This is a genomic window from Herbaspirillum sp. C9C3, from assembly GCF_013359625.1.
Lineage (GTDB): Bacteria > Pseudomonadota > Gammaproteobacteria > Burkholderiales > Burkholderiaceae_D > Herbaspirillum.
Map to the genome: position 1 here is coordinate 51,797 of NZ_JABFMQ010000016.1, position 21,576 is coordinate 73,372.

At 61.5% G+C, this 21,576-nt stretch carries 21 protein-coding genes; 6 read left to right on the forward strand and 15 right to left on the reverse strand.

All coding sequences use genetic code 11. The features are described 5' to 3' along the window. Window positions 1-5: 5 nt before the first annotated feature. The 4 genes from sdhA to HNO82_RS15410 form a co-directional block, all read right to left on the reverse strand. Window positions 6-1,784 (reverse strand): succinate dehydrogenase flavoprotein subunit, encoded by a 1,779-nt coding sequence (gene sdhA / locus HNO82_RS15395; protein ID WP_034333989.1) that lies wholly within the window; start codon window positions 1,782-1,784, stop codon window positions 6-8. A 2-nt stretch (window positions 1,785-1,786) separates the two neighbouring features. Continuing rightward, window positions 1,787-2,152 (reverse strand): succinate dehydrogenase, hydrophobic membrane anchor protein, encoded by a 366-nt coding sequence (sdhD, locus tag HNO82_RS15400; RefSeq protein ID WP_008329931.1) that lies wholly within the window; start codon window positions 2,150-2,152, stop codon window positions 1,787-1,789. A 2-nt stretch (window positions 2,153-2,154) separates the two neighbouring features. After that, on the reverse strand, window positions 2,155-2,565 hold the full coding sequence (gene sdhC, locus HNO82_RS15405) for a succinate dehydrogenase, cytochrome b556 subunit (protein WP_175344326.1): 411 nt from the start codon (window positions 2,563-2,565) through the stop codon (window positions 2,155-2,157). A 165-nt stretch (window positions 2,566-2,730) separates the two neighbouring features. After that, window positions 2,731-3,516, reverse strand: a complete 786-nt coding sequence (locus tag HNO82_RS15410; protein WP_034350451.1) for a GntR family transcriptional regulator — start codon at window positions 3,514-3,516, stop codon at window positions 2,731-2,733. A 468-nt stretch (window positions 3,517-3,984) separates the two neighbouring features. On the opposite strand from HNO82_RS15410, the gene HNO82_RS15415 reads away from it, so the two are divergent. The 6 genes from HNO82_RS15415 (at window position 3,985) to HNO82_RS22390 (ending at window position 11,061) form a co-directional block, all read left to right on the forward strand. After that, window positions 3,985-4,974 (forward strand): malate dehydrogenase, encoded by a 990-nt coding sequence (locus HNO82_RS15415; protein ID WP_034350453.1) that lies wholly within the window; start codon window positions 3,985-3,987, stop codon window positions 4,972-4,974. Window positions 4,975-5,076: 102 nt separating this feature from the next. Beyond that, window positions 5,077-6,078, forward strand: coding sequence for an HpcH/HpaI aldolase/citrate lyase family protein (locus tag HNO82_RS15420; RefSeq protein ID WP_175344327.1), 1,002 nt, complete (start codon window positions 5,077-5,079; stop codon window positions 6,076-6,078). Window positions 6,079-6,098: 20 nt separating this feature from the next. Continuing rightward, complete coding sequence (locus HNO82_RS15425) at window positions 6,099-6,647, forward strand: hypothetical protein (protein WP_008329961.1); 549 nt, start codon at window positions 6,099-6,101, stop codon at window positions 6,645-6,647. A gap of 128 nt (window positions 6,648-6,775) precedes the next feature. Beyond that, window positions 6,776-9,487 (forward strand): aconitate hydratase AcnA, encoded by a 2,712-nt coding sequence (gene acnA / locus HNO82_RS15430; RefSeq protein ID WP_175344328.1) that lies wholly within the window; start codon window positions 6,776-6,778, stop codon window positions 9,485-9,487. A 150-nt stretch (window positions 9,488-9,637) separates the two neighbouring features. Continuing rightward, window positions 9,638-10,885 (forward strand): DUF2863 family protein, encoded by a 1,248-nt coding sequence (locus HNO82_RS15435; protein WP_175344329.1) that lies wholly within the window; start codon window positions 9,638-9,640, stop codon window positions 10,883-10,885. 47 nt (window positions 10,886-10,932) lie between these two features. After that, complete coding sequence (locus HNO82_RS22390) at window positions 10,933-11,061, forward strand: hypothetical protein (protein WP_008329968.1); 129 nt, start codon at window positions 10,933-10,935, stop codon at window positions 11,059-11,061. 69 nt (window positions 11,062-11,130) lie between these two features. On the opposite strand, the gene HNO82_RS15440 is transcribed toward HNO82_RS22390, so the two are convergent. The 11 genes from HNO82_RS15440 to HNO82_RS15490 all read right to left on the reverse strand — a co-directional run bounded on the left by HNO82_RS15440 (window position 11,131) and on the right by HNO82_RS15490 (window position 21,562). Further along, entirely contained in the window at window positions 11,131-11,637 is a 507-nt protein-coding gene (locus HNO82_RS15440) for a chemotaxis protein CheW (RefSeq protein ID WP_008329969.1), read from the reverse strand. Between the two features lie 18 nt (window positions 11,638-11,655). Continuing rightward, window positions 11,656-13,824: a chemotaxis protein CheA gene (gene cheA / locus HNO82_RS15445; RefSeq protein WP_175344330.1), complete on the reverse strand. Its 2,169-nt coding sequence runs from the start codon at window positions 13,822-13,824 to the stop codon at window positions 11,656-11,658. A 52-nt stretch (window positions 13,825-13,876) separates the two neighbouring features. Then, the gene (locus HNO82_RS15450) at window positions 13,877-14,242 is read right to left on the reverse strand and encodes a response regulator (RefSeq protein WP_006463269.1); all 366 of its coding nucleotides are present in this window, start codon (window positions 14,240-14,242) and stop codon (window positions 13,877-13,879) included. 129 nt (window positions 14,243-14,371) lie between these two features. Continuing rightward, the gene (locus tag HNO82_RS15455) at window positions 14,372-14,926 is read right to left on the reverse strand and encodes a hypothetical protein (protein WP_008329972.1); all 555 of its coding nucleotides are present in this window, start codon (window positions 14,924-14,926) and stop codon (window positions 14,372-14,374) included. Between the two features lie 86 nt (window positions 14,927-15,012). Further along, window positions 15,013-15,951: a flagellar motor protein MotB gene (motB, locus tag HNO82_RS15460; protein ID WP_008329973.1), complete on the reverse strand. Its 939-nt coding sequence runs from the start codon at window positions 15,949-15,951 to the stop codon at window positions 15,013-15,015. Window positions 15,952-16,028: 77 nt separating this feature from the next. Then, the gene (motA, locus tag HNO82_RS15465; protein WP_008329974.1) at window positions 16,029-16,889 is read right to left on the reverse strand and encodes a flagellar motor stator protein MotA; all 861 of its coding nucleotides are present in this window, start codon (window positions 16,887-16,889) and stop codon (window positions 16,029-16,031) included. Window positions 16,890-17,078: 189 nt separating this feature from the next. Beyond that, window positions 17,079-17,873 carry a class I SAM-dependent methyltransferase gene (locus HNO82_RS15470; RefSeq protein WP_175344331.1) on the reverse strand — a complete coding sequence of 265 codons (795 nt, stop codon included), beginning with the start codon at window positions 17,871-17,873 and terminating at the stop codon, window positions 17,079-17,081. Between the two features lie 98 nt (window positions 17,874-17,971). Beyond that, window positions 17,972-18,586 (reverse strand): flagellar transcriptional regulator FlhC, encoded by a 615-nt coding sequence (gene flhC, locus HNO82_RS15475; protein WP_008329989.1) that lies wholly within the window; start codon window positions 18,584-18,586, stop codon window positions 17,972-17,974. A 174-nt stretch (window positions 18,587-18,760) separates the two neighbouring features. Then, window positions 18,761-19,078, reverse strand: a complete 318-nt coding sequence (gene flhD / locus HNO82_RS15480) for a flagellar transcriptional regulator FlhD (RefSeq protein WP_008329990.1) — start codon at window positions 19,076-19,078, stop codon at window positions 18,761-18,763. A 679-nt stretch (window positions 19,079-19,757) separates the two neighbouring features. After that, window positions 19,758-20,954, reverse strand: a complete 1,197-nt coding sequence (locus tag HNO82_RS15485; RefSeq protein ID WP_175344332.1) for a cystathionine beta-lyase — start codon at window positions 20,952-20,954, stop codon at window positions 19,758-19,760. Window positions 20,955-21,148: 194 nt separating this feature from the next. Next, window positions 21,149-21,562: a hypothetical protein gene (locus HNO82_RS15490; protein ID WP_008329992.1), complete on the reverse strand. Its 414-nt coding sequence runs from the start codon at window positions 21,560-21,562 to the stop codon at window positions 21,149-21,151. Between the last annotated feature and the right edge of the window lie 14 nt (window positions 21,563-21,576).

Here is a 21,576-nt window from a genome sequence, read left to right on the forward strand (position 1 = left end):
ACCTCTTAGAAAGTACGTGCTTTAGGTTTGAAAGTCTCGACGGTCAGCGGCTGCATGTTGACCGGCTTGTAGTCGAGACGATTCCCCTCGGAGAACCACAGCGTATGCTTGAGCCAGTTCACGTCGTCGCGCTGCTCGTGGTCGCTTTGCGCGTGGGCGCCGCGCGATTCCTTGCGGGCTTCGGCCGAGGTGATGGTGGCCTTGGCGGTTTCGATCAGGTTGTCCAGTTCCAGCGCTTCCACGCGGGCGGTGTTGAAGACCTTGGACTTGTCCTTGAAGGAGACGTGCTTGCGACGCTCGTCCAGTTCCATGATCTTTTGAACGCCTTCCTTCAACAGGGCATCGGTACGGAACACGCCGCAGTACTTCTGCATGGTGGCGCGGATGTCGTTGGCCACGTCCTGCACACGTTCGGAACCGGTGCTGCTTTCCAGGTGCGCAATACGTTCCAGCGAGCGGTCCAGGGCGCCGGCCGGGATCGGCTTGTGGCTCTGGTCCTGCAGGCGGCTGCCGACGATGTGGTTGCCGGCTGCGCGGCCGAAGACCACCAGGTCCAGCAGCGAGTTGGTACCCAGGCGGTTGGCGCCGTGCACCGAGACGCAGGCGCATTCGCCGATGGCGTACATGCCCTGCACCACTTCCTTCATCGAACCGCCCTTGGGCGCGACCACCTGGCCGTGGATGTTGGTGGGGATGCCACCCATCTGGTAGTGGATGGTCGGCACGACGGGGATCGGTTCCTTGGTCGCGTCGACGTTGGCGAACTTGTGGGCGATTTCCAGGATCGAGGGCAGGCGCTTCTTGATGGTGTCGGCACCGATGTGGCGCAGATCCAGCAGCACGTGATCCTTGTGGGGACCGACGCCGCGGCCTTCCTTGATTTCCTGGTCCATCGAACGCGAGACGAAGTCACGCGGGGCCAGGTCCTTCAGGGTCGGCGCATAGCGCTCCATGAAGCGTTCGCCGTTGCTGTTGATCAGGATGCCGCCTTCGCCGCGCACGCCTTCGGTAATCAGCACGCCCGCGCCGGCCACGCCGGTCGGGTGGAACTGCCAGAATTCCATGTCCTGCAGCGGCAGGCCGGCACGTGCGGCCATGCCCATGCCGTCGCCGGTGTTGATGAAGGCATTGGTCGATGCCGCCCAGATACGGCCTGCACCGCCGGTGGCGAACAGGGTGGTCTTGGCGTGCAGCATCATGATTTCGCCGGTTTCCATTTCCAGCGCCACCACGCCGAGGACATCGCCCTCTTCGTTGCGGATCACGTCCAGCGCCATCCACTCCACGAAGAAGTGGGTCTTGGCGCGCACGTTGCGCTGGTACAGGGTGTGCAGCAGAGCGTGACCGGTACGGTCAGCCGCAGCACAGGCGCGCTGCACCGGCTTTTCGCCCAGGTTGGCGGTGTGGCCGCCGAACGGACGCTGGTAGATGGTGCCATCCGGGTTGCGGTCGAAGGGCATGCCGAAGTGTTCCAGCTCGTAGACGGCCTTCGGTGCTTCGCGGCACATGAATTCGATGGCGTCCTGGTCGCCCAGATAGTCCGAACCCTTGACGGTGTCGAACATGTGCCAGTACCAGTTGTCTTCGGACATGTTGCCCAGCGAAGCGCCGATGCCGCCTTGGGCAGCCACGGTGTGCGAGCGGGTCGGGAAGACCTTGGACAGGACGGCGACGTTCAGGCCGGCTTCGGCCAGTTGCAGCGAGGCGCGCATGCCGGAGCCACCGGCGCCGACGATGACCGCGTCAAAGCGGCGGGTAGTGATGGCGGATTTGATTGCAGCCACGATTAGTTTCTCCACAGAATCTGCGCGGCGTAGCCAGCGCAACCGATCAGCCACACGATAGTGGCAACTTGCAGGACCAGGCGAACGCCAACGGGCTTGACGTAGTCCATGAGCGCGTCACGCACGCCGATCCAGGCGTGGAAGAACAGGGCCATGAACACGGCAAAGGTAGCTACCTTGAACCATTGATGCGAGAACAGCGCCGCCCAGCCTTCGTAGCTGAAGTTGGTCGCCGTGAAGAAGCACACCAGCAGGATGACGGTATAGACAGCCATCACGACGGCGGTGGCGCGTTGTGCCAGCCAGTCACGCAGGCCATAGTGGGCGCCGACGACCAGGCGCTTGGGTCCGATGTTGTTATCAGCCATTTTCAGAATGCTCCGAACAGTTTCAATGCGACCAGGACCATCAGCGTGATGCTGATCACCAGGACAGTTGCCGAGGACTTGCGTGCGCTGTCCTTGTCCAGACCGACGTGGTTGTCCATGATCAGGTGACGGATGCCGGCGCAGAAGTGGTGCAGGTAGGCCCAGGAAAGCGCCAGGATGACGAGCTTGACGAACCAGCCCGAAGTGAAGCCCTTGAGATAGGCAAAGGTACCTTCCGAGAGCAGGCTGCTGTCCAACAGGAACAGGATGAAGGGCAGCATCAGGAACAGGAACAGACCGCTGATGCGGTGCATGATCGAGACGATGGCAGCCAAAGGCATGCGATAGCCGGCAATTTGGGTTAGGTGTATGTTACGAAATTGCGGCCGTTGTGGTTTAGCGGCTTCAGACATACAAGGTTCTCCTCAGTTTAAAACAATCATGCAATTTTCGCCGATTTTCGAAATCACCATCAACTTTTATTGCGCTTCGCAGCATGCCGAAAAGGCTTGACACCGGTCCTTCTGCACTGGACAGGCGCGTTGCACCTGAGGCCGGAATGACCGACCCGGCTTTGCTCAGCTCAACTCGCTTTGGTAATGGTGATTCGTCGTCAGGTACAGTCCGCGCCGCATTTCCACCGGCTTGTCGCCATAGGTAAATGAAGCCCGCTCCACACTCAGCAACGGCGTTTGGGGCGCTACGCCCAGAAACTCTGCGGCATCCTGATCCGCCCCGACGGCACGGATGCGCTCTTCGGCACGGATCATGCGCGTACCGAACTCGGATTCAAACAGACCATACAGAGGCCCGCGATATTCCACCAGGCGCTCGGCCGTCAGCCCCTTGAAGATGGCGCCAGGCAGCCAGATGTCTTCGAGGATGATGGGAACGCCGTTGAAGGATTTTACCCGGCGAATGAAAATGACGGAGTCACCCGACTTCATGTCGAGCTGACGGGCCACTTCGGCCGAGGCGCGTACGCGCCTGACTTCGATGATCTTGTTGGCGGGACGCTGCGGCTCGTCGCTGTCGGCCATGAGCCTGAGGAAGCGGAACTGCGCCTGCGTCTCGTGATGGGTGGCCACGAAGGTCCCCTTGCCCTGGCGACGCACCACCAGGTTTTCGGCTGCCAGTTCGTCGATGGCCTTGCGCACCGTACCCTGACTGACCTTGAACCGGCTGCCCAACTCCACCTCACTGGGGATCAGCTCGCCCGGCTTCCACTCGCCCGCTTCCAGGCGCTGCATGATGAGCGCCTTGATCTGCTGGTACAACGGACTGAAGGTGGGCGCCGGACTGGCAACACCCGCCCCCGCGGCTTGCGCGTCGACGTTGTTCGGATTGGGCAGGATCGAGCTCATAACCTCGAATTTCACCACAAAACTCCTTACGGCGTCCAGCAAAAACTAGGCAATAATATGTCTTATATAAGACATAAGATATTGATTGACAGCGGTCTTTCGCAAGCCTACACTCGCGAGCAACCTGAAGAGCCGCAAGGCAGGCAGGGAGCGATCTACCGGCCAGTAGACGATAACGAGAATCGCTCTCATCAAGACCTCTCCGATGCGACCATTTTCTGCAGGCAGAACACAAGTTTGACAGCTTTTTGATTTGTCGGCAGGACCCGGCCCGAAAGCACCTGACTCACTGCGTTTTCGACGGTATCATGGCGGCCTAACAAGAATTCGAGGAAAACCGCGCATTTTTCATGCGCACCCCTGAAGCAACCGCTACACGGCCCTGCCGCGCCACGCGCGACCTGACCGCAGCGGCCGCTTCGATGCAGTCTGAATGCTTTTTTTCATCACCTCTTTTGGAGATTCAACATGGCTAAAGCCCCCATGCGTGTTGCCGTCACCGGCGCCGCCGGTCAGATCGGTTACTCCCTGCTGTTCCGCATCGCCAATGGCGACCTGCTGGGCAAAGACCAGCCGGTCATCCTGCAACTGCTGGAAATCCCCGATGAGAAGGCACAGAAGGCCCTGAAGGGCGTCATCATGGAAATCGATGACTGCGCCTTCCCGCTGCTGGCTGGCGTGACCGCCCACAGCGATCCGATGACCGCCTTCAAGGATGCCGACATCGCCCTGCTGGTGGGTGCCCGTCCCCGTGGCCCCGGCATGGAGCGCAAGGACCTGCTGGAAGCCAACGCCCAGATCTTCACCGTGCAGGGCAAGGCACTGGACGCCGTAGCCTCGCGCAACGTCAAGGTGCTGGTGGTCGGCAACCCGGCCAACACCAACGCCTACATCGCCATGAAGTCGGCCCCCAACCTGCCGGCCAAGAACTTCACCGCCATGCTGCGCCTGGACCACAACCGCGCCCTGTCGCAAGTGGCTGCCAAGATCGGCAAGCCGGTCTCGGCCATCGAAAAACTGTGCGTGTGGGGCAACCACTCGCCGACCATGTACGCCGACTACCGCTTCGCTACTGCTGATGGCGCATCGGTCAAGGACACCATCAACGACCAGGAATGGAACAAGAACGTGTTCCTGCCCACCGTCGGCAAGCGCGGCGCGGCCATCATCGAAGCCCGTGGCCTGTCCTCGGCCGCTTCGGCAGCCAACGCGGCCATCGACCACGTGCGTGACTGGGTACTGGGCACCAACGGCAAGTGGACCACCATGGGCATCCCCTCCGACGGTTCCTACGGCATCCCCGAAGGCACCATGTTCGGCTTCCCGGTGACCACCGAAAACGGTGAGTACAAGATCGTCCAGGGCCTGGAGATCGATGAGTTCTCGCAAGAGCGCATCAACATCACCCTGAAGGAACTGCTGGAAGAGCGCGAAGGCGTCAAGCATCTGGTCGGCTAATTGACCATGGCGCGGCCGCCCTTCGGGGCGCCGCGCCTGCCGTTTCGTCTCCGTGTCACATCGCCCGTTTCGATAACCTCTACCCTGCTTTCATTCGCAGCAATGCTTCCTTCCCAGGTCTTGTTCCCAGGTGCCCAGCAACCGGTTTCGCTTCCGGTGTGCGATCACTACGCCGGCTCCGAAAAGCTGATGCGCAAGTCGATGGCCCTGCAACAGGAGCTCGGCCCCTTGTTCGACATCACCTTCGACTGCGAAGACGGTGCTGCCGCCGGCAATGAAGCCGCGCACGCCGAACTGGTCGCCTCGCTCATCGTCAGCCCCGACAACGTCTACCGCCGCATCGGCGCGCGCTTGCACGACGTGGGGCATGCGCATTTCGAGCAGGACGTGGCCATCATCTGCGGCGCCGCTGCGCGCGAGCTGGCCTATGTGATGCTGCCCAAGCCCGAAGGCATCGATGACGTGCAGCGCGCCCTGGAGAGCATCAACCGCGTGGCCCGCTCGGCGGGTCGCCCGCAGTTGCCGGTGCAGGTATTGATCGAGACCCATGGTGCCCTGGCCGATGTCGCCAGGATCGCCGCCCTGCCCCAGGTGCAGTCACTGTCCTTCGGGGTGATGGATTTCGTCTCGGCCCATTACGGAGCCATTCCCGGCAGCGCCATGCGCTCGCCCGGACAGTTCGACCATCCGCTGGTGCGCCGCGCCAAGCTGGAAATCGCCGCCGCCTGTCATGCGCATGGCAAGGTGCCGTCGCACAACGTGAGCACCGACATCAAGAATCCCGCCGCCGTGGCCGACGATGCGCGTCGCGCGGCGCAGGAGTTTGGCTATACCCGGATGTGGAGCATCCATCCGGACCAGATCCGGCCCATCGTGCAGGCCATGTCCCCGACCAGCGAAGAGGCCGGGACGGCGGCACAGATCTTGCTCAAGGCGCAGGCGGTGCAGTGGGGCCCGATTCAGCATGAGGGCAACCTGCATGACCGCGCCAGTTATCGCTATTACTGGAGTATCCTGCAACGCGCGCACGCCACCGGCATCGCGCTGCCGCCGGAGACTGCCCCCTGGTTCGCCCGCGGCGACGCCCTCTCAACCACGCAGTAACATCGTTTCAACCGACGTCCATGAAAAAGCACCTGACTCTCCTCGCCCTGCTGGGCGCCCTGTTTGCCACCGCCGGCATCACTGCGGCACATGCCCAACCCGACACCAAGCCGGCGGCCAAGAAAAAGGTCGTCAAGAAGGCGCACACCAGCAAGGCGCACGGCAAGAAGGCCGCCGCTGCCGCTGCCCCGGCCGCCAAGATGCCGTTCTCTTCCGATGCCGAGGATGATGACAGCGAACCCGACCTGGGCGGTACCGTCTCGGCCGACTTCCAGTGCGAAATGGGTCAGAAGCTGACCATCTGGAAGAACGAAGCCGATGACAAGCACATCGCCATCCGCTGGAACAAGCGCATCCACCGCCTCACCCGCGTGGCCACCACCACCGGTGCCAACCGCTTCGAAAACCACAAGATGGGCCTGGTCTGGATCGGTATTCCGGCCAAGGGCCTGCTGCTGGATTCCAAGAAGGGCCAGCAGTTGGCCAACGAATGCAAGAACGCCGAGCAGATGAAGGCAGCCGCCGCAGCACCGGCCGCCCTCCTCGCCGCGGCACCCCACCAGAACTGAGCCGGCAGCCGCCGGCGCAGTGTTTCAAGCAACACAGAATCAGGCAGCACCCCGCAGTTCACCATTGCAGCGCAAACCGGATTCGACTAGCTAGCATCACTAAATTGCCAAATTAAGGAGAAGAGGCCATGTCTCGCAACACATTGAACACCCTGAAGGAATTCAAGATTTCCGGTTCCAAGAAGGGCAAGTTCTACTCCCTGCCCGCCCTGCAAAAGTCGCTGGGCGTGAATATCTCGCGCCTGCCGGTGTCGATCCGCATCGTGCTGGAATCGGTGCTGCGCAACTGCGATGGCCAGAAGGTCACCGAAGAACACGTCAAGCAACTGGCCAACTGGGGCGCCAAGGCTGCCCGCGTCGATGAGATCCCCTTCGTGGTGGCCCGCGTGGTGCTGCAGGACTTCACCGGCGTGCCGCTGCTGGCCGACCTGGCCGCCATGCGCAACGTCGCCAGCAAGCTGGGCAAGAACCCCAAGAACATCGAGCCGCTGGTGCCGGTGGATCTGGTGGTGGACCACTCGGTGCAGATCGACCACTTCCGCGAGAAGAAGGCGCTGGACCTGAACATGAAGCTGGAATTCTCGCGCAACAACGAGCGCTACCAGTTCATGAAGTGGGGCATGCAGGCCTTCGACACCTTCGGCGTGGTGCCCCCGGGCTTCGGCATCGTCCACCAGGTCAACCTGGAATACCTGGCACGCGGCGTGCACAACAAGACCGGCGTCTACTACCCTGACACCCTGGTCGGCACCGACTCCCACACCACCATGATCAACGGCATCGGCGTGGTCGGCTGGGGCGTGGGCGGCATCGAAGCTGAAGCCGGCATGCTGGGCCAGCCGGTCTACTTCCTGACCCCGGACGTGGTCGGCGTGAACCTGACCGGCGCCCTGCGCGAAGGCGTCACCGCCACCGACCTGGTGCTGACCATCACCGAACTGCTGCGCCAGACCAAGGTCGTGGGCAAGTTCGTCGAATTCTTCGGTGAAGGTACCGAATCGCTGTCGCTGACCGACCGCGCCACCATCGCCAACATGGCACCGGAATACGGCGCCACCATGGGCTTCTTCCCGGTCGACGACGCTACCATCGACTACTTCAAGGGCACCGGCCGCACCAAGGCTGAAATCGACGCCTTCGAAGCCTATTTCAAGGCACAAGGCCTGTACGGCGTGCCCAAGGCCGGCCAGATCGACTACACCCAGGAAGTCTCGCTGGACCTGGGCACCGTCGCCCCGTCGCTGGCAGGTCCCAAGCGTCCGCAAGACCGCATCGAGATCGGCAACGTCAAGTCCACCTTCTCGGACCTGTTCACCAAGCCGACCGCTGAAAACGGCTTCAACAAGAAGGCCGAAGACCTGACCGCGTCCTACAAGAACGCCGATGGCGTGGATGTGCACAACGGTGACGTGCTGATCGCCGCCATCACCTCCTGCACCAACACCTCCAACCCGAGCGTGCTGCTGGCCGCTGGCCTGCTGGCCAAGAAGGCCGTGGAAGCCGGTCTGAAGGTCGCCCCGCACATCAAGACCTCGCTGGCCCCTGGCTCGCGCGTGGTGACCAAGTACCTGGAAGCGGCGGGTCTGCTGCCGTACCTGGAAAAGCTGGGCTTTGGCGTGACCGCCTACGGTTGCACCACCTGCATCGGCAACGCCGGCGACCTGACCCCGGCCATGAACGAAGCCATCGTCAAGAACGACGTGGTGGCCGCCGCCGTGCTGTCGGGCAACCGCAACTTCGAAGCCCGTATCCACCCGAACATCCGCGCCAACTTCCTGGCTTCGCCCCCGCTGGTGGTGGCCTACGCCATCGCCGGCAACGTCACCCGTGACCTGATGACCGAACCGGTCGGCAAGGGCCGTGGCGGCAAGCCGGTCTACCTGGGCGACATCTGGCCGACCTCGCAAGAGATCGAAAAGCTGCTCAAGTTCGCCATGAACGCCAAGACCTTCAAGGAAAACTATGCCGATGTGAAGGGCGCTCCCGGCAAGCTGTGGGAAGCCATCAAGGGCGTGGCCAAGGGCGAAGTCTACAACTGGCCGACCTCGACCTACATCGCCGAACCGCCGTTCTTCGAGAACTTCAGCGAAGAACCCAAGGCTGCTGCCACCGGCATCAGCGGTGCCCGCGCCCTGGGCGTGTTCGGCGACTCGATCACCACCGACCACATCTCCCCGGCCGGTTCCATCAAGGAATCCAGCCCGGCCGGCAAGTGGCTGCAAGCCAATGGCGTGCTGAAGGCTGACTTCAACTCCTATGGCTCGCGCCGCGGCAACCACGAGATCATGATGCGCGGCACCTTCGCCAACGTGCGTATCAAGAACCTGATGATCCCGGCCAAGGAAGACGGCTCGCGCGTCGAAGGCGGCATCACCATTCACCAGCCCTCCGGTGAAGAAATGTCGATCTACGACGCCGCCATGAAGTACGTGGCCGAAGGCACCCCGACCATGGTCTTCGGTGGCGAAGAGTACGGTACCGGCTCCTCCCGTGACTGGGCTGCCAAGGGCACCCAGTTGCTGGGCGTGAAGGCCGTGATCGCACGTTCCTTCGAGCGTATCCACCGTTCCAACCTGGTGGGCATGGGCGTGCTGCCGCTGCAGTTCCTGGGCAACGACAGCGTGCAGTCGCTGGGCATCACCGGTGAAGAAAGCTTCGACCTGAAGGGCCTGGAAGGCGAGATCAAGCCGCAACAGGAAGCCACCCTGGTGATCCACCGCAAGAACGGCCAGACCCAGGAAGTCAAGCTGCTGCTGCGTATCGACACCCCGATCGAAGTGGACTACTACAAGCATGGCGGCATCCTGCCGTTCGTGCTGCGTCAGCTGCTGGCAGCCTAAGCAGCGCACGTCCTACCTTGCAGCAAGGAAAACGCCGGATTCGTCCGGCGTTTTTTATTGCCCCTTGGCGCTGCGCAAAGGCAGCGGCTGACAGGGCTGACAAATCAACTACAATAGGCGGTTTCGTTTCCACAGATACAGATAGCCTACATGCGTCGTCCCGCCAAACGTTCCTCCTCCAAGCTTTCTGCCGACAGCCAGCATCTGGTGACCTTTGCGCAGGCCATCGCGCAGGCCTCCAGCCGGCTCGAAGAGCGCGCCTGGCTCAACCCCCTGGACGCCCTGCTCAACAAGCTGCTGCGCACCGGCCACCAGGGCTTGATCGATGCGGCCCTGGATCACCTCTTCAAGGCCGACCTGGATGCCTACGACGTGCTGATCGAAGCCGTCGAGGCCGGCAGTGAATCCACCTCGCTGGAACACGACGGCCAGCAATACGACGTGCAGCTGCTGGTGCTGCCGGTACTGGCCTGGACCCGCTTTGCCATCGCCTCCGGCCCCATCGGCAGCGAGCTGCTGGCGGCCATCGGCGCCCACCTGCACGCCCATGTGCTGGCCAAGGATGCCCGTCTGGCACTGGCGCCGACCCTGTTCTCCATCGAACAGCTGCCGCGCATGCACGCCGACGTCTTCGCCCTGACCCGCCAGATGGGCCAAACCGCCTTGAAGACCGGTCCGGTACAACTGCGCGGCGAACAGCCGCCCACCGCCGCCTTCCTGGCCGATACCCGCTATGTGATTGCGGCCGTGGTGGTGCCGGCCGGCGGCCCCCTGTTCCACTGGCAGGAAAGCGAACAACAGAGCCATTTCTCGGCCAGGAAGGCGGCAGCCTCCGAGGCCTGGACCCAGCAGGCCACACCGCTCTTCACGCGCCTGCTACCCGGCTGCAGCGTCGAACTGTTGCTGCCGCAAGCCTATTTCTTCGGCTGCCGCGAGGCCGACAAGCGCATCCGCCCGGCCTCCATCCGCGCCGCCGACTATTTCCTGACTCAGACCCTGGACATCTCCTCTGCCGAACTGCATGCCAGCATCGGTGGCTTCTCCGAGGACATCAATGGTCAGATCGATGAATACCGCATCGGCTTTTCCATCGGCGGCGATCCGACCGTAGTCTATGGGACCGTCTGGCCGCTGTATGAGCAGGAAAGCGGTGAAGAACTGCCCATGATCATCCCCGCCGGCGCCGGCCTGCTGGAGGGCATGCCCGCCAGTCCGCTGCAGCAGATCCTCACGGTGCTGCGCGAATGCGGCATCGTGCACATCAAGCATCATGCAGAACGCTTCACCATGGAGTTTTGCGACGACTGCGGCGCACCGCTCTTCCCTGATCGGGAAGGTGAACTGGTGCACGCGGAAATGCCGGAAGATACGCCTCCTCCGGTCGAGCACTTCCACTGAGAGATGAAGCAAAGTGCTGCTGCCGGGCAGCACGCGCGGCGCCGGACATGGCCGGCCTGCACAAAGCTTCACAGGCGCCGGACAGCGCCCATAAAAAAGGCATCCACCACAGGGCGGATGCCTTTTTCTCTTCTGTATCGGGCTATCGTGCCCGCTTTTCCTGCGCGACCGAATGACGACGGACGTCAGATCCGGCCTGCGTCTCCTCCGGATCCTCTGCGACCTGCCTGAGCAGCCTCAGTGACTCAGGCTGCCAGCTTTTCGATCAGACCCATCTCGGCGCTGGACATCAGCTTGTCGATGTCCACCAGGATCAGCATGCGCTGTTCCAGGGTACCCAGACCGATCAGGTAATCGGAATCGAAGGTGGTACCCATCTCCGGTGCCGGCTTGATCTGTTCCTGGGTCAGCGTGATGACGTCGGAGACGCTGTCGACCACCATGCCCACGACGCGACCGCCGATGTTCAAGATGATGACCACGGTGAACTGGTCATAAGTCGGCTCGCCCAGCTGGAACTTGATGCGCATGTCCACGATGGGCACGATGATGCCGCGCAGGTTCACGACGCCCTTGATGAAGTCGGGCGAATTGGCGATGCGGGTCACGGCTTCGTAGCCGCGGATTTCCTGAACCTTCAGAATATCGATGCCGTATTCTTCCTTGCCCAGGGTGAAGGCGAGAAACTCGTTTCCGTTGCTGTCGGTCTTGTCGCCGAAGCCGGAAAGATTCTTGGTTGCAGTGTCAGACATGTTGAGGCCCTTTAAATATCAGGAAAATACAGATTCGTCATTCAGTTGGCGGCTGGATCGCAGCAAGGCTGCCACATCGACAATCAGGGCGACGCCGCCGTCGCCCAGAATGGTAGCACCGGAAATGCCAGCAACTTTCCGATAGTTGGATTCCAGGTTCTTCACAACGATTTGCTGTTGTCCGATCAGGTCATCCACGAAAAGTGCCGCCTTTTTCCCATCTGACTCCAAAATGACCACCAATCCTTGCGAGGGATCGGTGAATGAAGGTTCGATGTTGAAAATCTGATACAGCGGGATCAGCGGCAGATATTCGCCACGTACACGCAGCACCTTGCCCTGACCGGAAATTTCCTTGATATCTTGCGGCAAAGGCTGCAAAGATTCAACCACATATCCTAGCGGCAATATGTAAACTTCTTCACCGATGCGAATCGACATCCCGTCCAGGATCGCCAGCGTCAGCGGCAGCGAGATTGAAATCGTGGTGCCGAAACCCTTGCTGGAGCGAATATCCACCGCGCCGCCCATGGCCAGGATGTTGCGTTTGACCACGTCCATGCCCACGCCGCGGCCGGACACGTCGGTGACCTGCTCGGCGGTGGAGAAACCCGGTTCGAAGATCAGTTGCCACACTTCGGCGTCGGTCAGGCTGTCGGTCACCGGCATGCCCTGCTGCTTGGCCTTGGCCAGGATCTTGTCGCGGTTCAGGCCGCCACCGTCGTCGGTAACTTCAATGATGATGTTGCCGCCCTGGTGCTCGGCCGACAGGGACAGCACACCGGCCTCGCCCTTGCCGGCAGCGCGCCGGGCCTCTGGCTGTTCGATGCCGTGGTCGATGCTGTTACGCACCAGGTGGGTGAGCGGATCGACGATGCGCTCGATCAAGCCCTTGTCCAGCTCGGTGGCCGCGCCGTGGGTGACGAACTCGACCTGCTTGCCCAGCTTGTGCGCCAGGTCGCGCACCATGCGCGGGAAGCGCGAGAAGACGTAATCCATCGGCATCATGCGGATCGACATCACCGATTCCTGCAGATCCCGCGTATTGCGGCTCAACTGGCTCACGCTGTTGAGCAGGTGTTCATGGTGCATCGGGTCGAGCTTGCCCACGCGCTGCTCGATCATGGCCTGGGTAATCACCAGTTCGCCGACCAGGTTGATGAGCTGGTCGACCTTTTCGATGCTGACCCGGATGGAGGAGGACTCCTGGCCGGTGCCGCCCTTGGCCGCCCTCTTTTCGCCGCCATGGTCGCCCTGCAGATGACCATCGTCGTGATGGCCATTGCCGTTGCCATTACCGTTACCGGCACCACCCGCATGGGCCTCGCCATCGGCCTTCTTGGCGCTGATGTCCAGGGGCACGAAGGGCGCGAAGAAACCGTAGCCCTGCTCGCGCTCCTTGTCCTCGATGGCGGTGTGATTGTCGAAGAAACCGTAACCCTGGGTGCGTTCACGCTCTTCCTGGGTGACGAAATTGTCGAAGAAGCCATAGCCGCGCTCTTCGTCGCTGCTTTTGGCGGTTTCGACGGCCTGCGAAATCTTCAGGTCGGCGACATTGACGATGAAGGCACAGATGGCGACCACGTCATCGATCGGTTCAGCCGTATCCAGAATGAAGATCCATTTGCCCTCGGGCGATTTGGACTTCTCCAGCTTGCCCAGCATGGAGAGCTCGTCGGCCAGGGCTTCGGCATCCTTGTCGGCGATCTCGGGCATGTCCAGGCGGTAGCGGCGCACGCCGCCCGGACCGACCACGACCGCAGCGCCCGCCTCCGCCTTGGGAGCGGCGCTGGAACTCTTGCCCTGCGACAGGGCTTCGAGCAGCATGCGCACGTCGCCGACCGCATCCTGATCGACCTCGGCGCCGTGCTTGTGGCCGTCCAGCATGGACTTGAGCACGTCCTTGGCCGCCAGGAAGGCATCTACGTGCTCCGAGGTCAGCTTCATCTGGCCCTGGCGGATGCGGTCCAGCAGCGACTCCAGGACGTGCGTGACTTCGGCAATATCGGTCAGGCCGAAGGTGGACGAACCACCCTTGATCGAATGCGCGGCACGAAACACCGCATTGAGGTCTTCCGGATCGGGAGACGCCACATTGACGGCCAACAACAGCTTTTCCATTTCCGCGAGGCCTTCCTCGGCCTCGTCGAAAAAGACCTGGAAAAACTGGCTCATATCAATGCTCATGCCTGGGCTCCATGCTGGATGCTGTACGTATCTTCTTGTTATCCCGGCAAGATCAGCCGATCACCTTGCGCACCACCTCGGTCAGGCGCTGCGGATCGAAGGGCTTGACCAGCCAGCCATTGGCACCGGCGGCCTTGCCCTTGGCCTTCATCTCGTCGCTGAATTCGGTGGTCAGCATCAGGATGGGCACGCGCGCATAGCTGGTCAGCTCGCGCAGGGAGCGGATCAGGGTCAGGCCGTCCATGCGCGGCATGTTCTGGTCGGTCAGGACCAGGTCGAAGGTATGCGTCTTGGCCTTTTCCAGCGCGTCCACCCCGTCGACCGCCTCGGTCACGTTGTAACCCGCAGCTTTCAGACTGAATACCACCATCTGACGCAGTGACCCGGAATCATCTACTGCGAGAATCGTTTTGGACATCGTTACTCCCTGTTTCTTCAATAAGGCTCATGCGCGTATGTATTATGCCGCACCCTTGGCCACCCACCTATCGTCCCGCCAAGGCCGGAATGACCTAGTTCAATCTTGTACCACTCAGCCAGCCACCGCTCAGAACAGCTCGATATCGCCACTTTCCATGCGGGTCTGGCGCACCGCCTTCCACAGTCCGGTGTCGAGCACGTTCAAGCGCTCCTCCATGACCTGTACCGTGCTGGCCAGCAGTTCCTTGACCTCTTCATCGGTCTGGCCCTGCTCGGGCACGATCTCGAAACTGTTTGCACTGAGCACGCCCAGCGCTTCACGCAGGCCGATCACGCGGCGCACGATGCGCTCGAGCAGCTGGCTGGTCATGTCCTGGAACTGCAAGCCGGTCACCGCCGCGTTGACGTGATGGCTGACCTCTGCCTGGGTGGCCTTGAGCTGCTCGATGCTCTGGCCGTCGAAATGACCGGTGCCGTTCATCAGCCCTTCCAGGATGGTCTGCTGCAACTGTACCGAGCGATGCAGTTCCATGAAGCTGTTGCCCAGCTTGCCTATGGCTTCGCCCAGCAGAATGTTGGTCTGGACCAGGTCCGACTCCACTTCCGTCAGTTGGCGGCTGCCGCCGCTGGCAGTATCGAGCAACAAGCGCTTGAGCTCCTGCAGCATGGTCTTGGTCGGCATATCCGGCTCTCTTCCCCTGTTCAAATGGAACACTTCTGCTTCATTGGCAAACCCCGCGTACAACCGCGCAGGCCTGGCACCTGCGCTCAGTTCTTGGCCGGCGCACTGAGCCCCTGCTGCACGTCTTCGCCGCTGGCGTCGGTGGGCACGTTCAACGAGCCACTGTCCTTTTCCACCAGTTCCTCTGCCTTCTTGTTCATGACGATGATGCTGATGCGACGATTGATCGGGTTGAACGGATCTTCCTTGTCCAGCAGCACCGCCGAGGACAGACCCACCACCCGCAGCACCTTCGACTCATCCATGCCGCCGATGATCAGTTCGCGTCGCGAGGCGTTGGCGCGGTCCGCCGACAGCTCCCAGTTGCTGTAGCCCTTCTCCCCCTGCGAATAGGGCGTGGCATCGGTGTGACCGGACAGGCTGATCTTGTTGGGCACATCGTTGAGCGTGCGACCGATCTCGTGCAGGATTTCCTTGGTATAGGGCTGCAGCTGGGCACTGGCCAGGGCAAACATGGGACGGTTCTTCTCGTCGACGATCTGGATGCGCAAGCCTTCGGAGGTGATGTCGATCAACAGCTGATTCTTGAACTGCTTGAGGGTCGGATTGGAATCGATGGCCTTTTCGATCCGCGCTTTCAATTCTTCCAGGCGGCTACGCTCGGCGCGCTCCAGCTCCTGCTGCGCCTGCTTGAGGTTCTGCTTGCGCGAGACCACATCGTTTTCACCCTTGCGCAGCTGGCCGTCCTGGCGGGTCAGATCCTTGCCGCCCCCCGGCAACACGGTGTTGGCGTCACCGCTGCCGGAACCACCGGCCATGGCCACCTTCAGCGGGGTCTTGAAGTATTCGGCAATACCGTTCAGGTCCCCCTTGGCGGTCGACCCCAGCAGCCACATGAGCAGGAAGAAGGCCATCATCGCCGTCACGAAGTCGGCGTACGCAATCTTCCAGGCGCCACCGTGGTGACCCCCGCCGCCTTTCTTGATGCGTTTGACGATAATGGGACGTAGACCTTCGTCGGCCATGCCTGTGCTCCTGCTTCAATACTGATGTCTGTGTGAATCGCCCTGCAAGCTGATCTCCCCGGACCAGCCTGGCAGCCTTACTTGCCCTTGGCCTGCTTGACGTGCTCTTCCAGTTCGAGGAAGGTCGGACGCTCGGTCGAGAACAGGACCTTGCGGCCGAATTCGATCGACAGGGCCGGCGCATAGCCATTGAGGCTGGCCAGCAGGGTCACCTTCACGCACTGGTAGATCTTGGTCGATTCGTGCAGCTTCTGTTCCAGCAGGCTGGAGAGCGGGCCCACGAAACCGTAGGCCAGCAGAATACCGAGGAAGGTACCGACCAGCGCGTGCGCGATCAGCATGCCCAGCTCGGAGGGCGGGATACCCACCGATTCCATGGTGTGCACCACGCCCATGACCGCTGCCACGATACCGAAGGCCGGCATGCCGTCGCCCAGCTTGGCGATGCAGTGCACCGGAATTTCGCCCTCGTGGTGGTGGGTCTCGATTTCGTTGTCCATCAGGTTTTCGATCTGGAACGCATCCATGTTGCCCGAGACCATCAGACGCAGGTAATCGGTCATGAATTCGATCAGGTGATGGTCCGCCAGCACGCCCGGGTACTTGCTGAAGATGGGGCTGCTCTCGGGCTCTTCGATATCGCCTTCGATCGACATCAGACCTTCCTTGCGGGATTTGGTCAGGATTTCGAACAGCAGCGCCATCAGTTCCATGTACAGCGCCTTGGTATAGGCACTGCCCTTGAAGACGGTGGGCAAGGCCTTCAGGGTCGCCTTGATCGCCTTGCCGTTGTTACCGACCAGGAAAGCGCCCCCTGCAGCACCGCCGATCATGAGCAGCTCGATTGGCTGGAACAGTGCCCCCAGGTGGCCCCCTGCCATGGCAAAGCCGCCGAAGACGGACGCCATGACCACGATATATCCAATGATGACTAACAAGTGCCTACTCCCGTCCCTGTGGCGTTGAGTGTATTTTCACGTTCATCAGATTACAGGTATTCCAATCAAGCAAATGAGGGAATACATATCCGAAAAACGCCCTTCCTTTTTGATTTACGGCTGAATTGGCACAAACTTGATACGTCGCGTCTCGCAGCCGCTGCCAAGGGCCTGCGCGGCTCCCAGCCCTCACATGCGCCACCCGTGCAGCACCCTGCCGCCGTCCTCGGGGGCGACCACGACATCAGGTGTAGCACCGGGAATATGAAACTCATAGCTCAGAAGCAGCGTCCCCGGCCGCATCTCGGCGCGCGCCTTGTGCCACAGCGCCTCCATCGCCGCCGGTGACAGGTAGGCGAACACCACGTCGTAATCACCGAAATCGAGCCGCAGGTAGTCGCCGCGCACGAAACGGCAGCGATCACCTGCCAGCATCGCGCGCACCCGGCTGACCAGCCAAGGCAGGGGCGCGATCTCGATACCGGTGAATTCGCTCTCGGGGCGGCGGCGCGACAGATCCAGCACGGCGCCGCCCAGGCCGCTGCCGATATCCATGAAGCGGATCGGCTGCCCCTCCGGCAGCAGGCCGGCCACCGCATCCCAGGCGCGCTGCCCGGAAGGATAGAACGGCACCTGGCTGCGGAAGGTCGACCAGAACAACACCAGCATGAACAGGAATACCGCCAGGAATACCCACGGCGGCACGTGCAGCTGCGCCACACCCAATGCGGCCACCGGGAACACCAGCAGGATCAGCCACCACCATATGGCCATGCGGCACAGACGCGCCAGCAGCGCGGCCATCACGCCATGCAGCAGGGCAGTCTGGAGGGGGGAAAGAGGAGCAAGACCGGCGCGCTGAAAAAGCACATCCAGCACATTGGCGCCGACCAGCGCCAGCGCGAACAGCAGCAGGGCCCGCAGCGCCGGCGCCTGCCACCAGGGCCTGCGACCGGCGGCGGGGTGATTCTCAGGTTCGGACATCGAGGCAATCGGCCTTATTCTTTTTTGGTTGAACACCCTGGCCCATTACCGCCTCGCTGCAGACCTGCAGCAAGGCATTGGTACATCCCTGCTCCGGCTCAGGCCACAGCGGCCAGGACCGACGTGGCGACCAGGGGCGCGGCAGCAGCCACCGGCAGGGCAGCCTCGGCCAGACCCATGGTGACGGCATCCTTGGCCTTCTTGGTCTTGCCGGCCCGCGACGGCATGTGGCACAGACCGCACAGGTAATCCTGGTGCAGGTCCAGACGATGCACGACGAAATGGCCATTGCACTTGCAGCAGGGCGTGGTCATGAGCATCTTGCTTTCGAAGAAGCGCACCAGCGTCCAGGCGCGGGTCAGCGAGAGCACGGGTTCGCCGGCATCGTTGTAGCCAACCTGCTCCAGGTAGAGCTTGTAGGCCTTCATGACGGCTTCGATGCCATTGATGCGGGCGTGCTCCACCAGATAGCGATGGATATTGATGAACAGCGACGAATGGATATTGGGCTGCCAGGTGATGAACCAGTCCGTGGAGAACGGCAGCATGCCCTTGGGCGGCGAGACGCCCTTCAATTCCTTGTACAGCTTCAGCAGACGCTCGCGCGAGAGTGAAGTTTCGGATTCCAGCAACTGGAGGCGCGCCCCCAGATTGATCAGTTCGATGGCCAGCTGAATTTCCTGCGCCTCTGTGACAACGCTCTTCTTAGCCATGGTGCTACCCCCCGGTGATTTCGTAATAAGTCTGCCTGACCCCGACTCGCGTGCCGCCGGCAAGCGAACTCTCAGGCATGAATGCAAGACACAAACTTGATAAAGCGTTGAACGTCTTCCCCTCCGGCGCGTTGACTTCCCCTGGACACGCCGGCCCTGCCTTGTCTTGTTGTTTTACGAAATTTGTTCGCTGGGCTGACAGGCCATCAGAATGGCCGCATGCGACTGCGCCAGGCTTTTGTCCTTGTTGTAGTTGGTCAGCATGCCGAGGATGGCACCATCGTCGAAACGGAAACGCGTCAACATCATGTTGGTCGCCGCCAGTTTCATGATCTGCACATTGGACAGACCTTCGATCAGATCGGCAATCTCGGCGCTGATGCCCAGACGGAAGATTGCGGTCGGCTTGTCCGAACGGATCATTTGCTGCGCCAGCATGAGATAGCTCAGGTTGGCATCGCGGATCTCCGCCATCATGTCGTTGGTATTCATTTGCACCCCACCTCGGTATGAGAACTTCCTACGGCTCGCGCTCAGGCTGCGTCGAGCTGCTTACAATCGCTTACATTTACTTGACTGCAAGCCAATTCTGAGGGGGGCAGGACAGGCGGGAAATTAGACTTGGTCGGTATTTTTAGACGGAGAACACCCGGTTCAACTTGTAGGAGTTCGTCTTACACGAGGGCGGGATATGCGTGAAGTTTTCTGCGTTGGATACGAGAGAGTCAGGATGCTTGCGACTTCCCGCTCCTATCAGGGATTTCCTGATCAAAAGGTTTCTTGCCTGAAATGACAACAGAAACTTGCCTTAAAAGAAACTAAATAAGTTGTAAATCTTCGAGGATTTCTCCCTGATTGTTGCTGGAGGGCGACTAGCTCATCCACATTTCTTCTCATATTGAGGGATTCAACTGTAGTTTGCTTCAGCTTCCCGACTAAGAAAACTTGCAGTTATTTACCTGCCTTGATGATTTTTGCGCAACATCTTCACAGGAAAAACCAAGGTATCGAGAATGGCTACCATTCTATGACGGTGGGCCAGGCCTCAAAACGATAAACAGATGCGCCATTTACCTTTATTCAATTTCTGGCAGGCAAACTGAACCTTGGCGCAGGGGTGACCGGGCCGCTCGCCTGCGGCCGGTGCGGGGATGGCAGGCGAGCAGGCAGCTTACAACCGGGCCAGGGCCTGTCCGATATCGGCGATCAGGTCATCCGGAGCTTCCAGCCCGATGTTGAAGCGCACCAGCAAGCCGTCGCGCTGCCACTGGTGGCGCATGCCGCGCATCCGGTACGGCACGCACAGGCTGTGGGCACCGCCCCAGCTGTAGCCGATCTTGAAGAGCTGCAGGCTGTCGACGAAGCGGTCGGTTTGCTCTTCGCTGTAACGGGGATCGAAGATCACCGAGAACAGCCCCCCTGCCCCGGTGAAATCGCGCTTCCAGTGGGCGTGTCCGGGGCAATCCTCGAAGGCGGGATGGAGTACGGCGACGATTTCCGGACGTTGCTGGAGCCAGGCCGCTACCTTGCGCGCAGCGGCATCGTGCGCCTCGAAGCGCAGGCGCATCGAGGACAGGCTGCGCAGCACCATATAGACATCGTCCATGCCCACGCCGAAGCCCAGGCGCATGTGGGCCAGTTCCAGTTTTTCGTTGAGGGCCTGGTCGCGCACGATGACCGCGCCCATCAGCACGTCCGAACCGCCGGACTGGTACTTGGTGACAGCCTGCATGACGATGTCCACGCCATGCTCGAAGGCCTTGAAGGCGATGCCGGCCGACCAGGTATTGTCGATGGCCACCAGCACGCCCTTGTCATGGGCGGCACGGCACAGGGCCGGGATGTCGGGCACCTCCATGGAGACTGAACCGGGTGCCTCGGTCCACACCAGGCGCGTATTGGGCTGGATCAGCGCGGACAGGCCAGCGCCGATCATCGGGTCATAGAAGCGCGCCGTGATCTGGAAATCGCGTTCCAGCCACTGGCCCAGATCCTTGCTGGGTCCGTAGACGTTATCGGGCAGCAGCACGTCGTCGCCGCTCTTGAGAAAGGCGAAATTGACCATGGCGATGGCCGCCAGGCCGCTGGGGGTGACACGGCAATAAGTGCCGCCCTCGATCTCGGCCAGCCGGGCTTCGAGCACGAAGCTGGTCGGCGTGCCATGCAGGCCGTAGGTGTAGCCGAGCTTTTCACGCCAGTCGCGTGAACGCATGGCCGCCACGTTGGGGAACAGCACGGTGGAAGCGTGATGGATACCGACCGGGAAGGCCTCGAAACCGTCGGGAGCACGGTAGCGACTATGGACCAGTGCGGTCTGCGGATCGAGCGGAAGGGAGGATGCGGGGAACGTTGCGTTGGAATCGGACACGGATCTGCCTCAGGAAACGATGGCGCCCCGGGAGCGGGGCGCAAAAGTCTCACTATACGCGCAGCTTGTTCACATCGAAAGCAAGAGCATGGGCCGCAGGCCCGCTGGCGACGGCGATGCTTGCGCAAGAGGCTGAACCAAACTTCATATCACCTTTTCAGCGCCCCTGTCCGGGGCTGTCCGTGGGCGGGCAATCAGGGCAACTGCAGCGCAAAGGGCTTGTTGATGCTGCCATCGGCATTGGACCAGGTACCGGTGATGGACTGGCCCTGACGGTGCCCTTCCCATTGGCCGGAGACGTCCTTGCCGTTGACGGATTCTTCCATCAGCAGATCGTCACCGTCGACCTCACCGGCCACCAGAATCTCGGGCGAACCGCCGAAGAAGAAATAACGCCCTTCCAGGCCATCCTCGTTCTTCTTGGGTTGCAGCGAAAGCTGGATCTGGCGCCCGTCGATCTGGCCGCGCAGCACCACGGCGTGCGTCATCAGGGTCTGCCGCAGCGAGCCTTCCGGGGCATTGGCGACCGGCCCGGAGGAAGCCGCCCGAGCTGGCAGGAGCGCGCTGGCGCTGCACAGCACCAGTGCCGCCAGCAGGGGGCGGCGCATCGGCAGTGCGTGCA

Bases quoted from the DNA above. Each gene is read 5' to 3' on its own strand.
- sdhD (WP_008329931.1), bottom strand. From the start codon at position 2,152: ATGGCTGATAACAACATCGGACCCAAGCGCCTGGTCGTCGGCGCCCAC.
- sdhC (WP_175344326.1), bottom strand. From the start codon at position 2,565: ATGTCTGAAGCCGCTAAACCACAACGGCCGCAATTTCGTAACATACAC.
- HNO82_RS15410 (WP_034350451.1), bottom strand. From the start codon at position 3,516: ATGAGCTCGATCCTGCCCAATCCGAACAACGTCGACGCGCAAGCCGCG.
- HNO82_RS15415 (WP_034350453.1), top strand. From the start codon at position 3,985: ATGGCTAAAGCCCCCATGCGTGTTGCCGTCACCGGCGCCGCCGGTCAG.
- HNO82_RS15420 (WP_175344327.1), top strand. From the start codon at position 5,077: ATGCTTCCTTCCCAGGTCTTGTTCCCAGGTGCCCAGCAACCGGTTTCG.
- HNO82_RS15425 (WP_008329961.1), top strand. From the start codon at position 6,099: ATGAAAAAGCACCTGACTCTCCTCGCCCTGCTGGGCGCCCTGTTTGCC.
- acnA (WP_175344328.1), top strand. From the start codon at position 6,776: ATGTCTCGCAACACATTGAACACCCTGAAGGAATTCAAGATTTCCGGT.
- HNO82_RS15435 (WP_175344329.1), top strand. From the start codon at position 9,638: ATGCGTCGTCCCGCCAAACGTTCCTCCTCCAAGCTTTCTGCCGACAGC.
- HNO82_RS22390 (WP_008329968.1), top strand. From the start codon at position 10,933: ATGGCCGGCCTGCACAAAGCTTCACAGGCGCCGGACAGCGCCCATAAA.
- HNO82_RS15440 (WP_008329969.1), bottom strand. From the start codon at position 11,637: ATGTCTGACACTGCAACCAAGAATCTTTCCGGCTTCGGCGACAAGACC.
- cheA (WP_175344330.1), bottom strand. From the start codon at position 13,824: ATGAGCATTGATATGAGCCAGTTTTTCCAGGTCTTTTTCGACGAGGCC.
- HNO82_RS15450 (WP_006463269.1), bottom strand. From the start codon at position 14,242: ATGTCCAAAACGATTCTCGCAGTAGATGATTCCGGGTCACTGCGTCAG.
- HNO82_RS15455 (WP_008329972.1), bottom strand. From the start codon at position 14,926: ATGCCGACCAAGACCATGCTGCAGGAGCTCAAGCGCTTGTTGCTCGAT.
- motB (WP_008329973.1), bottom strand. From the start codon at position 15,951: ATGGCCGACGAAGGTCTACGTCCCATTATCGTCAAACGCATCAAGAAA.
- HNO82_RS15470 (WP_175344331.1), bottom strand. From the start codon at position 17,873: ATGTCCGAACCTGAGAATCACCCCGCCGCCGGTCGCAGGCCCTGGTGG.
- flhC (WP_008329989.1), bottom strand. From the start codon at position 18,586: ATGGCTAAGAAGAGCGTTGTCACAGAGGCGCAGGAAATTCAGCTGGCC.
- flhD (WP_008329990.1), bottom strand. From the start codon at position 19,078: ATGAATACCAACGACATGATGGCGGAGATCCGCGATGCCAACCTGAGC.
- HNO82_RS15490 (WP_008329992.1), bottom strand. From the start codon at position 21,562: ATGCGCCGCCCCCTGCTGGCGGCACTGGTGCTGTGCAGCGCCAGCGCG.